Genomic DNA, 13,984 nt, shown 5'->3' on the forward strand with positions numbered 1-13,984 from the left:
GGCCTTTGTTGCTGGAGCAGAGAAGTCAGCCGAAGCTTACTTCTTCACTTCCCAGCCAGTCAGCTCGGCCAGGGCCTTGCCGATGTCTGCCAGCGAACGCACGGTTTTCACGCCTGCGTCTTGCAGCGCAGCGAATTTCTCGTCTGCAGTGCCTTTGCCGCCGGAGATGATTGCGCCAGCATGGCCCATGCGCTTGCCCGGAGGAGCAGTCACACCAGCGATGTAGGAAACAACCGGCTTGGTCACGTTAGCCTTGATGTAGGCAGCCGCTTCTTCTTCAGCCGAACCGCCGATCTCGCCGATCATTACGATCGCTTCGGTCTTCGGGTCTTCCTGGAACAGCTTCAGGATGTCGATGAAGTTCGAACCCGGGATCGGGTCACCACCGATGCCGACGCAAGTCGACTGACCGAAACCGGCGTCAGTAGTCTGCTTCACAGCTTCGTAGGTCAGGGTGCCGGAACGGGAAACGATACCGACCTTGCCTGGCAAGTGAATGTGACCTGGCATGATGCCGATCTTGCATTCGCCTGGGGTGATCACGCCTGGGCAGTTAGGGCCGATCAGGGTAACACCCAGCTCGTCGCACTTAACTTTGGCGTCCAGCATGTCCAGGGTAGGAATGCCTTCGGTGATGCAGACGATCAGCTTAATGCCGCCGAAAGCTGCTTCCAGGATCGAGTCCTTGCAGAAAGGAGCCGGAACGTAGATGACGCTGGCGGTGGCGCCAGTGGCTTCTACAGCTTCTTTCACGGTGTTGAACACAGGCAGGTTCAGGTGAGTGGTGCCACCTTTGCCTGGAGTCACGCCGCCAACCATTTTGGTGCCGTAGGCAATGGCTTGTTCGGAGTGGAAAGTACCCTGTGCACCGGTGAAGCCCTGGCAGATTACTTTGGTGTCTTTATTGATCAGGACGCTCATTACTTGCCCTCCGCAGCTTTAACGACTTGTTGAGCAGCGTCGGTCAGGCTGGTAGCAGCGATGATGTTCAAACCGCTTTCTGCCAGTACTTTAGCGCCCAGTTCAGCGTTGTTGCCTTCAAGACGAACAACAACCGGGATTTTCACGCCGACTTCTTTCACTGCACCGATGATGCCTTCGGCAATCATGTCGCAACGAACGATGCCGCCGAAGATGTTAACCAGTACTGCGGCGACATTGCTGTCGGACAGAATGATTTTGAAAGCTTCGGTTACGCGTTCTTTGGTAGCACCACCGCCTACGTCGAGGAAGTTGGCTGGCTTGCCGCCGTGCAGGTTGACGATGTCCATGGTACCCATGGCCAGGCCGGCACCGTTCACCATGCAGCCGATGTTGCCTTCCAGCGCTACGTAGTTCAGTTCGAACTTGGCAGCGTGCGCTTCGCGCGGATCGTCCTGCGACGGATCGTGGAAAGTCTTCAGCTTAGGCTGACGGTACATTGCGTTGGCGTCGATGTTGATCTTGGCGTCCAGGCAGTGCAGATCGCCGTCAGCCTTGATCACCAGCGGGTTCACTTCCAGCAGAGCCAGGTCGTGATCCTTGAACAGCTTGGCCAGACCTACGAAGATCTTGGCGAACTGAGCAACCTGCTTGCCTTCCAGACCCAGCTGGAATGCCAGCTCGCGACCCTGGAATGGCTGAGCGCCAACCAGTGGATCGATAGTGGCTTTCAGAATTTTTTCTGGAGTGTCGTGAGCGATTTTCTCGATGTCCACGCCACCTTCGGTGGAAGCCATGAACACGATGCGACGGCTCGAACGGTCAACGACAGCGCCCAGGTACAGCTCTTTAGCGATATCAGTGCACGATTCAACCAGGATCTTGGTGACTGGCTGGCCGTTGGCGTCAGTCTGGTAAGTCACCAGACGCTTGCCCAGCCACTGCTGTGCGAAGGCTTTGGCGTCTTCTTTGCTGCGAACCAGCTTGACGCCGCCCGCTTTACCGCGACCACCGGCGTGAACCTGGGCTTTGACAACCCACTCGTTGCCGCCGATTTTGTCGCAAGCTTCTGCTGCTGCTTCCGGGGTGTCTACTGCGAAACCAGTGGAAACTGGCAGGCCGTATTCAGCGAACAGCTGCTTACCCTGATACTCGTGAAGATTCATGCTTTTTACCGTCTTCGTTAGGTACTGCGCATTCGGCGCTGCGCTCTTTATGAGTGCCGCGCCACCTGTGACTGCTGCTTGCGTAGCCTTTCCGGATACCCGGTGCAGCTACGCAAGGCTGCGTCCAGCGGACATTCCGCGGTGAGTCTTGCACGCAAGGCTCACGACGGGCCGTACCGCCGTGGTTTCTTATTGTGTGTCTTAACGCTTCTTGCGGTTGGCAATGTGGATGGCGCCGCCATTCACTGCCAAAGCTGCTTCGTGCAAGGCTTCAGACAGGGTCGGATGGGAGAAAACCATCATGCCCAGGTCTTCAGCGCTGGTGCCGAATTCCATACCGATCGCGCCCTGCTGAACCAGTTCTGCAGCGCTCGGGCCAATCACGTGCACGCCCAATACGCGGTCAGTCTTGGCATCGGCGATGACCTTGACGAAACCACCGGTATCGTTGGCGGCCATGGCACGGCCGGATGCTGCGAACGGGAAGGTGCCGACGTTAACTTCAACGCCTTCAGCTTTCAAGGCCTGCTCGGTTTTACCAACCCATGCGATTTCCGGGTGAGTATAAATAACCGAAGGGATCAGGTCATAGTTCATCTGGGCCTTGTGGCCCTTGATGCGCTCGACAACCATGATGCCCTCTTCCGAGGCCTTGTGAGCCAGCATCATGCCGCGAACCACGTCACCGATGGCGTAAACGCCCGGTACGGTGGTGGCGCAGTGATCGTCAACGTGCACGAAACCGCGCTCGTCCAGGGTCACGCCGCTGTCGGCAGCCAGCAGATCAGTGGTCACCGGACGGCGACCAACGGCTACGATCAGCTTGTCGAAAGTGATGGTCTGTTCGCCGTTGGCATCGGTGTAGTTCACAACGACTTCGTCGCCGTTTACTTTCGAGCCGGTTACGCGAGCGCCCAGTTTGATGTCCAGACCCTGTTTGGTCAGGGTTTTCAGCGCTTCCTTGGAAACAGCGGTGTCCGCTGCCATCAGGAAGGTGTCCAGTGCTTCCAGAACAACCACTTCGGAGCCCAGACGCGACCAGACCGAACCCAGTTCCAGACCGATCACGCCAGCGCCGATCACGCCCAGACGCTTAGGTACGGTCTGGAATTCCAGAGCACCGGTCGAATCAACGATGACTTTCTGATCGACCGGAGCCGGTGGAATGTCGATCGGACGCGAGCCTGGAGCCAGGATGACGTTTTCGGCTTCGATAACTTCAACCGAGCCGTCCGGCTTGGTGACTTCGACTTTCTTGCCGGCCAGCAGTTTGCCGTGGCCCTGGATCGAAGTAACGCCGTTGGCCTTGAACAGGGTGGCAACACCGCCGGTCAGGTTCTTGACGATGCCAGCCTTGCGGCCAACCATCGCAGCGACGTCCATTTTGACTTCGCCGGTCGAGATACCGTGGACGTTGAAGCTTTCTTTCGCTTCCTTGTATTTCCAGGAGCTGTCCAGCAGCGCCTTGGAAGGAATGCAGCCTACGTTCAGGCAGGTGCCGCCCAGGGCTTGCTTGCCTTCAGCATCGGTGTACTTCTCGATGCAGGCAGTGCTCAGGCCGAGTTGCGCGGCCTTGATAGCTGCCACGTAGCCGCCAGGGCCCGCACCGATCACTACTACGTCAAATTTCTGCGACATTCAAAAAATCCTCTTTAGCGAAAAGCTTCAAGCCGCGCGCTGCAAGCCAGGCTGCGTTTTCCCGCAGCTTGAAGCTTGCAGCGCGTGACTGCTTCTATCAGATATCCAGCAACAGACGAGCCGGATCTTCCAGCAGGTTCTTGATGGTCACCAGGAAGGTTACAGCTTCTTTGCCATCGATCAGACGGTGATCGTAGGACAGTGCCAGGTACATCATCGGACGGATCACGACCTGACCGTTGATGGCCATCGGACGCTGGATGATGTTGTGCATGCCCAGAATCGCTGCCTGCGGCGGGTTGACGATCGGGGTCGACATCATCGAACCGAAGGTACCACCGTTGGTGATGGTGAAGGTACCGCCGGTCATTTCGTCCATCGACAGTTTGCCGTCACGGGCTTTCTTGCCGAAGGTGGCGATGCCGCCTTCGATTTCAGCCAGGCTCATGTGTTCGGCGTTACGCAGAACCGGAACCACCAGGCCACGGTCGCTGGAAACAGCGACACCAACGTCGGCGTAACCGTGGTAAACGATGTCGTTGCCGTCGATCGAAGCGTTGACCGCCGGGAAGCGTTTCAGCGCTTCGGTGGCAGCCTTCACGAAGAACGACATGAAGCCCAGGCGTACGCCGTTGTGGGACTTCTCGAACAGATCCTTGTACTTCGAACGCAGGGCCATGACTTCGGTCATGTCGACTTCGTTGAAAGTGGTCAGCATCGCCATGTTCGATTGAGCTTCAACCAGACGCTTGGCAACGGTGGCACGAACGCGGGTCATCGGAACGCGCTTCTCGATGCGGTCGCCAGCGGCGAACACAGGAGCAGCAGCGGCCGGAGCAGCGGCCTTGGCAGGCGCGGCAGCCGGAGCGGCTTTCTTGGCAGCAACGGCTGCAACCACGTCTTCCTTGGTCACGCGACCGCCTTTGCCGGTGCCGGCAACGGAAGCGATGTTGATGCCGTTTTCTTCAGCCAGCTTGCGCGCGGCAGGAGCTGCGATCGGGTCGTCTTCGCCATCGGCGGCTGGAGCAGCGGCAGCAGCGGCCGGAGCAGCAGCGGCAGCCGGAGCGGCGGCAGCAGCGCCGCCTTCAACGATGGAGCCCAGGACTTCGTCGGACAGGACGGTTTCGCCCTCGCCCTTGACGATTGCGCCCAGCACGCCGTCAGCGGTAGCCAGCACTTCCAGTACGACTTTGTCGGTTTCGATGTCGACGATCAGTTCGTCACGCTTGACGGCGTCGCCCGGTTGTTTGTGCCAGGTGGCAACGGTGCCATCGGCAACCGATTCCGGGAAAGTGGGGGCTTTGATCTCGATAGCCATTATCTGTGGTTCCTTAAATTCGGTTTCAGGTGCGCGAAGGCGTTAAACGGTAAACGCGGCTTGCAGCAGTTGTTCCTGCTGCTCGGCGTGCATCGATGCGTAACCACATGCAGGTGCAGCAGAAGCCTCACGGCCCGCGTACTCGAGTACGAGAGATTTGTTGAGGTTGCTGATGCTGCGACGCAGGTGGTGCTGGCTGCAGTACCAGGCGCCCTGGTTCATCGGCTCTTCCTGACACCACACGGCCGCTTTGGCGTTGGTGTAAGGAGCCAGGACTTCTTTCAAGTCGTCCTCAGGGAACGGATACAGCTGCTCGATACGCACGATGGCGATATCTTCGCGGCCTTCGGCACGACGTTTTTCCAGCAGGTCGTAGTAGACCTTGCCGCTGCACAGAACAACGCGCTCGACCTTTTTCGGGTCCAGTGCATCGATTTCCGGGATAACGGTCTGGAACGAACCTTCGGCCAGATCTTCCAGGGTCGAGATGGCCAGCTTGTGGCGCAGCAGCGACTTTGGAGTCAGAACGACCAATGGCTTGCGCAGCGGGCGAATCACCTGACGGCGCAGCAAGTGGTAGATCTGGGCCGGGGTGGTCGGCATGCACACCTGAATGTTGTGCTCGGCGCACAGCTGCAGGTAACGCTCAAGACGTGCCGAGCTGTGCTCAGGGCCCTGACCTTCGTAACCGTGTGGCAGCAGCATGGTCAGACCGCAGAGACGGCCCCACTTGTGCTCGCCGCTGGTGATGAACTGGTCGATAACGACCTGTGCACCGTTGGCGAAGTCGCCGAACTGGGCTTCCCAGATCACCAGCGCGTTCGGCGTGGTGGTCGAGTAACCGTATTCGAACGCCAGTACGGCTTCTTCCGACAGGAACGAGTCGTACAGGTCGAAGCGTGGCTGACCTTCATACAGATGCTTGAGCGGAATGTAGGTACCAGCATCTTTCTGGTTGTGCAGCACAGCGTGACGGTGCGAGAACGTACCGCGGCCGATGTCCTGACCGGTCATGCGGATCGGGTGACCTTCGAACGCCAGGGTCGCGTACGCCATGGTTTCGGCGTAACCCCAGTTGATCGGCAGGCCGCCGGCTTGCATCTTCTGACGGTCTTCGTAGATCTTCGCAACCTGACGCTGAACCACGAAGCCTTCCGGAATTTCCAGCAGCTTGGCGGACAGTTCCTGCAGGGTCTTGAGGTCGAAACGAGTGTCGTGACGCGCAGTCCAGGCGTGGCCCAGATACGGACGCCAGTCCACGAACAGCTCTTTGTTCGGCTCTTTGACCAGCGATTTCACTACGTGCAGACCGTTGTCCAGCGCGTTGCGGTATTCGTCGACTTTCGCCTGAACACGCTCTGCGTCCAGCACACCGCCCTGAGTCAGACGATCAGCGTACAGCTCACGGGTGGTGCGCTGCTTGGTGATCTGCTGATACATCAGAGGCTGGGTGCCGCTTGGCTCGTCGGCCTCGTTGTGGCCGCGACGACGGTAGCAGACCAGGTCGATCACCACGTCACGCTTGAACTGCATGCGGTAGTCGATGGCCAGCTGGGTCACGAACAATACGGCTTCCGGATCATCACCATTCACATGGAGGATCGGCGCCTGGATCATTTTCGCAACGTCGGTGGCGTACTCGGTGGAACGCGAGTCCAGCGGGTTGCTGATGGTGAAACCGACCTGGTTGTTGATCACGATGTGCACGGTACCGCCGGTCTTGAAACCGCGGGTCTGCGACATCTGGAAGGTTTCCATCACCACGCCTTGACCGGCGAATGCCGCGTCACCGTGGATGGAGATCGGCAGAACCTTCTCACCGGTAGGGTCGTTGCGACGATCCTGACGGGCGCGAACCGAACCCTCGACCACCGGGGAAACGATTTCCAGGTGGGATGGGTTGAACGCCATGGCCAGGTGAACTTCACCGCCGGTGGTCATTACGTTGGACGAGAAGCCCTGGTGGTATTTAACGTCACCGGAACCCAGCTCGACCTTCTTCTTGCCTTCGAATTCGTCGAACAGCTCGCGCGGGTTCTTGCCGAAGGTGTTGACCAGAACGTTCAGACGGCCACGGTGGGCCATGCCGATGACGACTTCCTTGGTGCCGTAGGAACCGGAACGCTGGATCAGTTCGTCGAGCATCGGAATCAGGCTTTCGCCGCCTTCCAGACCGAAACGCTTGGTGCCCGGGTATTTGGTGCCCAGGTATTTTTCCAGGCCTTCACCGGCAGTCACGCGCTCGAGCAGGTGGCTCTTGATGTCCGCGGAATATTCCGGACGGCCACGCACGCTTTCCAGACGCTGCTGGAACCACTGGCGCTGCTCGGAATCGGTGATGTGCGTAAATTCAGCGCCGATGGTGCGGCAATATGTCTGCTGCAACGCTTCGTGAATTTCGCGTAGGCTCGCTTCCTCTTTGCCGATGAACAGGTCGCCGGCACGGAAGGTCGTATCAAGATCGGCATTGGTCAAGCCGTAGTGATTGATTGACAGGTCTGCAGGTGCAGGACGCTGCCACAGCCCCAGCGGGTCAAGCTGGGCTGCCTGGTGGCCACGCATACGGTAGGCCTGGATCAATCGCAGCACTTCAACTTGCTTCTTCTCGTGCTCACTGCTCACGCTGCCGGCGGAAACCGGTTGGGCGCGGCGCTGGTTCTTTGCCAGCAGCACGAAATGATCGCGAATTGTGGAGTGCGAAACATCTGTGGCAGAGCTGCCGTCGGCAGGCAGCTTCTGAAAGTAGGTGCGCCACTCTTCTGGCACAGCGTTAGGGTCGTGCAGGTAGAGCTCGTAGAGCTCTTCCACATAGGCAGCGTTTCCACCTGAAAGGTAGGCGCTGTTCCACATGCGCTGCATCACGCTTTCTTGCATGCTTGGTCACCCTCGGTTAGGGGAACACCATCGGTGTCGACACCGAGCAAGCTTGCAGAAGTCCGAATGCAGCGACCAAAACAAGCCACTTAGGATCACACTGATAGTCCGGGTACCAGCCCGGATGCCCCTGCTTGTCTCATTTCTTCAAAATAAGAGCCGCAGCTTATGGCTGCTGCTCTGGTTATAGCCATGGCGCGGGTTGAAGCCCGCGCCTAAGCCCTCTACGGGTACAGCGGTTACAGCAGCTGAATCACACGCCGCTCGAAAGCAGCATGTTACGGATGTGACCGATGGCCTTAGTCGGGTTCAGGCCTTTCGGACATACGTTGACGCAGTTCATGATGCCCCGGCAGCGGAAGACGCTGAACGGGTCATCGAGGGACGCCAGACGCTCGGACGTCTTGGTGTCACGGCTGTCTGCCAGGAAGCGGTACGCTTGCAGCAGGGCAGCCGGACCCAGGAACTTGTCCGGGTTCCACCAGAAGGACGGGCAAGAGGTCGAGCAGCAAGCGCACAGGATGCACTCGTACAGACCGTCGAGCTTTTCACGCTCTTCAGGGGACTGCAGACGCTCGATGGCCGGAGCCGGCGTGTCGTTCTGCAGGAATGGCTTAACCTTCTCGTATTGCTTGTAGAAGATGCTCATATCGACAACCAGGTCACGGATAACCGGCAAACCTGGCAGCGGACGAACGATCAGCTTGTTACCTTTTACGACAGCGGACAGCGGCGTGATGCACGCCAGGCCGTTCTTGCCGTTGATGTTCATGCCGTCGGAGCCGCAGACGCCTTCACGGCAGGAGCGACGATAGGAGAAACCTTCGTCCTGCTCTTTGATCAGGGCCAGCACGTCCAGCACCATCAGGTCTTTACCACCGGTATCAACCTGGAATTCCTGCATGAACGGCGCAGCGTCCTGATCAGGGTTGTAACGATAAACACTGACTTGCAACATGGCGGTCACCCTTAATAAGTCCGGACTTTAGGTTCGAAAGTCGGAACAGTCTTCGGCGAGAAGTTCACGGCACGCTTGGTGACGCGCTTGTCACCCGGGAAGTACAGGGTGTGGCACAGCCAGTTTTCGTCGTCACGATCTTCGAAGTCTTCACGGGCGTGAGCACCGCGGGACTCTTTACGTACTTCGGCAGCGATGGCGGTAGCTTCAGCCACTTCCAGCAGGTTTTGCAGTTCCAGCGCTTCGATACGTGCAGTGTTGAACGCCTGCGACTTGTCGTTGATCTTCACATTCGCGATGCGCTTGCGCAGATCAGCCAGCTGGGCAATACCTTTCTGCATGTATTCGCCGGTACGGAATACACCGAAGTAGTTCTGCATGCAGCTTTGCAGCTCGCGACGCAGGGTAGCGACGTCTTCGCCGTCGGTACGGTTGTTCAGGGCGTTCAGACGTGCCAGGGCAGCTTCGATGTCGGCTTCGGTAGCGTCGTCGTATTCGATGCCGTCGGTCAGCGCCTTCTCCAGGTGCAGGCCGGCAGCGCGGCCGAATACCACCAGGTCGAGCAGCGAGTTGCCGCCCAGACGGTTGGCACCGTGAACCGATACGCAAGCCACTTCACCTACCGCGAACAGACCAGGAATGATCTGATCCACGCCTTCGGCGTCCTGGGTGATCGCCTGGCCGTGAATGTTGGTGGCAACGCCGCCCATCATGTAGTGGCAAGTCGGAACAACCGGAACCGGAGCAACCACCGGGTCAACGTGTGCGAAAGTCTTCGACAGTTCGCAGATGCCTGGCAGACGGCTGTGCAGCACTTCCTCGCCCAGGTGGTCGAGTTTGAGCATTACGTGGTCGCCATTCGGACCGCAACCGTTGCCGGCGATGATTTCTTTAACCATCGAACGGGCAACAACGTCACGACCAGCCAGGTCTTTGGCGTTCGGAGCATAACGCTCCATGAAACGCTCGCCGTGCTTGTTGATCAGGTAACCACCTTCACCACGGCAACCTTCGGTAACCAGTACACCGGCGCCGGCGATGCCGGTCGGGTGGAACTGCCACATTTCGATGTCTTGTACCGGCACGCCAGCACGCAGAGCCATGCCGACGCCGTCACCGGTGTTGATCAGGGCGTTGGTGGTGGATGCATAGATACGACCTGCACCGCCGGTAGCCAGTACGGTGGCTTTGGCGCGAATGTAGGTGGTTTCGCCGGTTTCGATGCAGATTGCGATCACACCGACGAATTCGCCTTCCTGGTTTTTCACCAGATCGACAGCGTAGTACTCGTTCAGGAACGTGGTACCGGCTTTCAGGTTGCCCTGATAAAGGGTGTGCAGCAGCGCGTGACCGGTACGGTCGGAAGCGGCGCAGGTACGGGCAGCCTGCCCGCCTTTACCGTAATCCTTCGACTGACCGCCGAACGGACGCTGGTAGATACGGCCTTGCTCGGTACGCGAGAACGGCAGACCCATGTGGTCCAGCTCGAAAACGGCGGCCGGGCCTTCCTGACACATGTATTCGATAGCGTCCTGGTCACCGATGTAGTCGGAACCCTTGACGGTATCGTACATGTGCCAGCGCCAGTCATCGTTCGGGTCGGCCGAAGCGATGGCGCAGGTGATGCCGCCCTGTGCGGACACAGTGTGCGAACGGGTCGGGAAAACCTTGGTGATCACGGCAGTCTTGTGACCGCCCTGTGCCAGTTGCAGCGCTGCGCGCATGCCGGCACCGCCGCCACCAATAATGATGGCGTCGAAAGAAATCGTTGGAATGTTAGCCATGAATCAGATACCCCAGAGAATCTGCACACCCCAGACGAAGTAAGCGAACATCGCGACGCCGCATACTGCCTGGAAAAGGAAACGTACTGCAGTCGCGGACTTGCCCAGCGCCATTGGCGTCAGGTAGTCGGTCGCGATGGTCCACATGCCGACCCAGGCGTGAGCGCCCAGGGCAACCAGTGCCAGCAGACTGAAGATACGCATTCCGTTGTGGGCGAACAGGCCATGCCATTGGTCGTAGCCAATGCCCGGGTTCGCGACGAGGTAGCCGATCAGGAAGATGAAATAAGCCGCGAGAACGACCGCAGACACGCGCTGTGCCATCCAGTCATAGAGGCCCGAACGCGAAAGGTTTGTAACGCTGGTTACCATATCCAAACTCCTGCCAGAACGATCAGCACCACGGAAACGGCGATGATCAGTTTCGAGCCCAGGCGGCCGCCTTCCAGCGTCTCACCGATGCCCATGTCCATGATCAAGTGGCGCACACCGGCAACCAGGTGATACAGAAGAGCGGACAGGAGGCCCCATGCTACGAACTTGGCCAGCGGGCTGGTCAAGCATGCCTTCACCTCGACATAACCTTCCTCGGAACCCAGGGATTTGCCCAATGCATAAAGCATGATGCCAAGGCCCAGGAAGAGGATGATGCCGGAAACACGGTGAAGAAACGACGTAACGCCGGTGATGGGGAGTTTGATGGTCCTTAGGTCTAGGTTTACAGGTCGTTGGCTTTTCACGGCTTTTTTTTCACACTGAAGAGCCCCTAACAATCAGGGCAAAGTTGTTGGGGAGTGCACTGGTCAGGTAACCACCACCCAGGGATGCGACCCCCAATGAAAGCAAGCCCAAAAGCCCTTGGCGGTCGGTCGCCGAGTATAGACAGTTAGGCTACTAATGACAACGCAATCGCCTACCCCCAATAGCGGATTGCACAAGTCGTATAAAAGGCGTAAATGGCAGGCAATTTCGAGGAAAAAGTACGGTTAAAGCCTTCTGGAGCAAGACTTTAGGCAAATTGACATTCGAATTTATCTCACTATAGTGGTGCGGGCCCTGCGTGGGGGGTCTGTCTGATGATTTCAAGCATAAATAGGAGGCCACATGGCTGACAAAAAAGCGCAGTTGATCATCGAGGGCGCAGCCCCCGTCGAGCTGCCCATTTTAACCGGCACCGTTGGTCCCGATGTTATCGATGTTCGGGGCCTGACGGCCACGGGCCGCTTCACTTTCGACCCCGGTTTCATGTCGACCGCTTCCTGCGAATCGAAGATCACCTATATCGACGGCGACAACGGCATCCTGCTGCACCGCGGCTACCCGATCGAACAGCTGGCTGAAAAGTCGGACTACCTGGAAACCTGCTACCTGCTGCTGAACGGCGAACTGCCGACTGCAGAGCAAAAGGCCCAGTTCGTCGGCACCGTGAAGAACCACACCATGGTTCACGAGCAGCTGAAAACCTTCTTCAACGGCTTCCGCCGTGACGCCCACCCGATGGCCGTCATGTGTGGTGTAGTCGGCGCCCTCTCGGCCTTCTACCACGACTCCCTCGACATCAATAACCCGCAGCATCGCGAAATCTCCGCGATCCGCCTGGTTGCCAAGATGCCGACCCTGGCCGCGATGGTTTACAAGTACTCCATGGGCCAACCCATGATGTACCCGCGCAACGACCTGTCGTACGCGGAAAACTTCCTGCACATGATGTTCAACACCCCGTGCGAGATCAAACCGATCAGCCCGGTACTCGCCAAGGCCATGGACCGGATCTTCATCCTCCACGCCGACCACGAGCAGAACGCTTCGACCTCCACCGTGCGTCTGGCGGGCTCCTCGGGTGCCAACCCGTTCGCCTGTATCGCCGCCGGCATCGCCGCACTGTGGGGCCCTGCCCACGGCGGTGCGAACGAAGCCGTGCTGACCATGCTCGATGAAATCGGCGATGTTTCGAACATCGACAAGTTCATCGCCAAGGCCAAGGACAAGAACGATCCGTTCAAGTTGATGGGCTTCGGTCACCGCGTCTACAAGAACCGCGACCCTCGCGCGACCGTCATGAAGCAGACCTGCGACGAAGTGTTGAAGGAACTGGGCATCCAGAACGATCCGCAACTCGAACTGGCCATGCGCCTGGAAGAGATCGCTCTGACCGATCCGTACTTCATCGAGCGCTCGCTATACCCGAACGTCGACTTCTACTCGGGGATCATCCTCAAGGCGATCGGCATTCCTACCAGCATGTTCACTGTGATTTTCGCCCTGGCACGTACTGTCGGCTGGATCTCGCACTGGAAGGAAATGCTCTCCAGCCCGTACAAGATTGGCCGTCCGCGCCAGCTGTACACTGGCTACGAGTCGCGGGATATCACCAAATTGGAAGACCGCAAATAAGAGCTGTCTTGCGATAGCGTCTTAAGTTGTATCGAAAACGGCCTCCATGAGAATGGGGGCCGTTTTTTTGTTTTTGCGTTTTTTTGATCGGGTGTATATCCGTTGCTGCGGTAACGGCTTCTTATGGTTTCGCTCTTACAGCGAGTCCCTTTTTCAAACGCCAAAAAGGAACCAAAAGGCTTTTGCCCCGGCGTACGGCACTTCGCCTAGGCTCAGTGTTCCCTCGCTACGGTGTCCATCAGGGGGCATCGCCTACGGTTTGCTTCGCTGCACCTCCTCTCGATGTATGCGGCTTCGCCGCACGGCGCTGCGCGCCTACCCCCTGATGGACACCTCCGCTCGGCCTGCCGAAGGGGCAAAAATCAAAAGCCAAAGCAAAAGCCAGATCAAGAGCCCCCCCCCCTCACCCTAGCCCTCTCCCGGAGGGAGAGGGAACTGATCGAGGTGTATGGCAGAGGTGCGCCGACATGCAATACCGAGTCGAACTCAGGCTTTGAAAAGCACAAAAATCGGCCCCCTCTCCTCGGGGAGAGGGCTGGGGTGAGGGGTAAACCCACCACAAAACCAAAGTCGAACACGCCCTGCTCCCCCCACTCAAAACGATGAGCGTTAGCTCGAGTACCGCTTTTGATCGCAGGGCCCGTCGGCAGGCTGAGTGGAGGGATTGATCCGGGGGTGGGAGCGCAGCGACCGTGCGGCGAAGCCGCATGCATCGAGAGGAGGTGCAGCGAAGCAAACCGTAGGCGATGCCCCCGGATCAATCCCGGAGCGAAGGGACACCGAGCCAAAGCGAGGTGCCGTACGTCAGGGTAGAGACCTTTTGGTTACTTTTGGGGCGTTTGCCAAAAGTGACCCGCCGTAAGGGCGGAACCCCAAGAAGCCGTTACCGCAGCAACGGATATACACACAAACCAAAACCACCCCAAAGAAA

General features: G+C 58.4%; 10 protein-coding genes. 1 reads left to right on the forward strand and 9 read right to left on the reverse strand.

Features of this window, described 5'->3' with window-relative positions; translation table 11 throughout:
- Nucleotides 1-36 precede the first annotated feature (36 nt).
- The 9 genes from sucD to sdhC all read right to left on the reverse strand — a co-directional run bounded on the left by sucD (nucleotide 37) and on the right by sdhC (nucleotide 11,399).
- Nucleotides 37-921 (reverse strand): succinate--CoA ligase subunit alpha, encoded by an 885-nt coding sequence (gene sucD, locus M5G18_RS17540; protein ID WP_011333119.1) that lies wholly within the window; start codon nucleotides 919-921, stop codon nucleotides 37-39.
- The gene (gene sucC / locus M5G18_RS17545) at nucleotides 921-2,087 is read right to left on the reverse strand and encodes an ADP-forming succinate--CoA ligase subunit beta (protein ID WP_007959029.1); all 1,167 of its coding nucleotides are present in this window, start codon (nucleotides 2,085-2,087) and stop codon (nucleotides 921-923) included. Before sucC ends, sucD begins: the two co-directional genes overlap by 1 nt.
- Before the next feature lie 201 nt (nucleotides 2,088-2,288).
- Complete coding sequence (gene lpdA, locus M5G18_RS17550) at nucleotides 2,289-3,725, reverse strand: dihydrolipoyl dehydrogenase (protein WP_093224724.1); 1,437 nt, start codon at nucleotides 3,723-3,725, stop codon at nucleotides 2,289-2,291.
- Nucleotides 3,726-3,822: 97 nt separating this feature from the next.
- The gene (odhB, locus tag M5G18_RS17555; RefSeq protein ID WP_273926163.1) at nucleotides 3,823-5,043 is read right to left on the reverse strand and encodes a 2-oxoglutarate dehydrogenase complex dihydrolipoyllysine-residue succinyltransferase; all 1,221 of its coding nucleotides are present in this window, start codon (nucleotides 5,041-5,043) and stop codon (nucleotides 3,823-3,825) included.
- 42 nt (nucleotides 5,044-5,085) lie between these two features.
- Nucleotides 5,086-7,917 (reverse strand): 2-oxoglutarate dehydrogenase E1 component, encoded by a 2,832-nt coding sequence (locus tag M5G18_RS17560; RefSeq protein WP_007959032.1) that lies wholly within the window; start codon nucleotides 7,915-7,917, stop codon nucleotides 5,086-5,088.
- Nucleotides 7,918-8,170: 253 nt separating this feature from the next.
- Nucleotides 8,171-8,875 carry a succinate dehydrogenase iron-sulfur subunit gene (locus M5G18_RS17565; RefSeq protein WP_007959035.1) on the reverse strand — a complete coding sequence of 235 codons (705 nt, stop codon included), beginning with the start codon at nucleotides 8,873-8,875 and terminating at the stop codon, nucleotides 8,171-8,173.
- A gap of 11 nt (nucleotides 8,876-8,886) precedes the next feature.
- Complete coding sequence (gene sdhA / locus M5G18_RS17570) at nucleotides 8,887-10,659, reverse strand: succinate dehydrogenase flavoprotein subunit (RefSeq protein ID WP_007959037.1); 1,773 nt, start codon at nucleotides 10,657-10,659, stop codon at nucleotides 8,887-8,889.
- Between the two features lie 3 nt (nucleotides 10,660-10,662).
- Nucleotides 10,663-11,031 carry a succinate dehydrogenase, hydrophobic membrane anchor protein gene (sdhD, locus tag M5G18_RS17575; RefSeq protein ID WP_007959040.1) on the reverse strand — a complete coding sequence of 123 codons (369 nt, stop codon included), beginning with the start codon at nucleotides 11,029-11,031 and terminating at the stop codon, nucleotides 10,663-10,665.
- Entirely contained in the window at nucleotides 11,025-11,399 is a 375-nt protein-coding gene (gene sdhC / locus M5G18_RS17580; RefSeq protein WP_011333113.1) for a succinate dehydrogenase, cytochrome b556 subunit, read from the reverse strand. Before sdhC ends, sdhD begins: the two co-directional genes overlap by 7 nt.
- A gap of 364 nt (nucleotides 11,400-11,763) precedes the next feature.
- Between sdhC and gltA the strand changes: the two genes are divergently transcribed.
- The gene (gene gltA, locus M5G18_RS17585) at nucleotides 11,764-13,053 is read left to right on the forward strand and encodes a citrate synthase (RefSeq protein WP_007959044.1); all 1,290 of its coding nucleotides are present in this window, start codon (nucleotides 11,764-11,766) and stop codon (nucleotides 13,051-13,053) included.
- Nucleotides 13,054-13,984 lie beyond the last annotated feature (931 nt).

It is taken from the genome of Pseudomonas aphyarum, assembly GCF_028657055.1.
GTDB lineage: Bacteria > Pseudomonadota > Gammaproteobacteria > Pseudomonadales > Pseudomonadaceae > Aquipseudomonas > Aquipseudomonas aphyarum.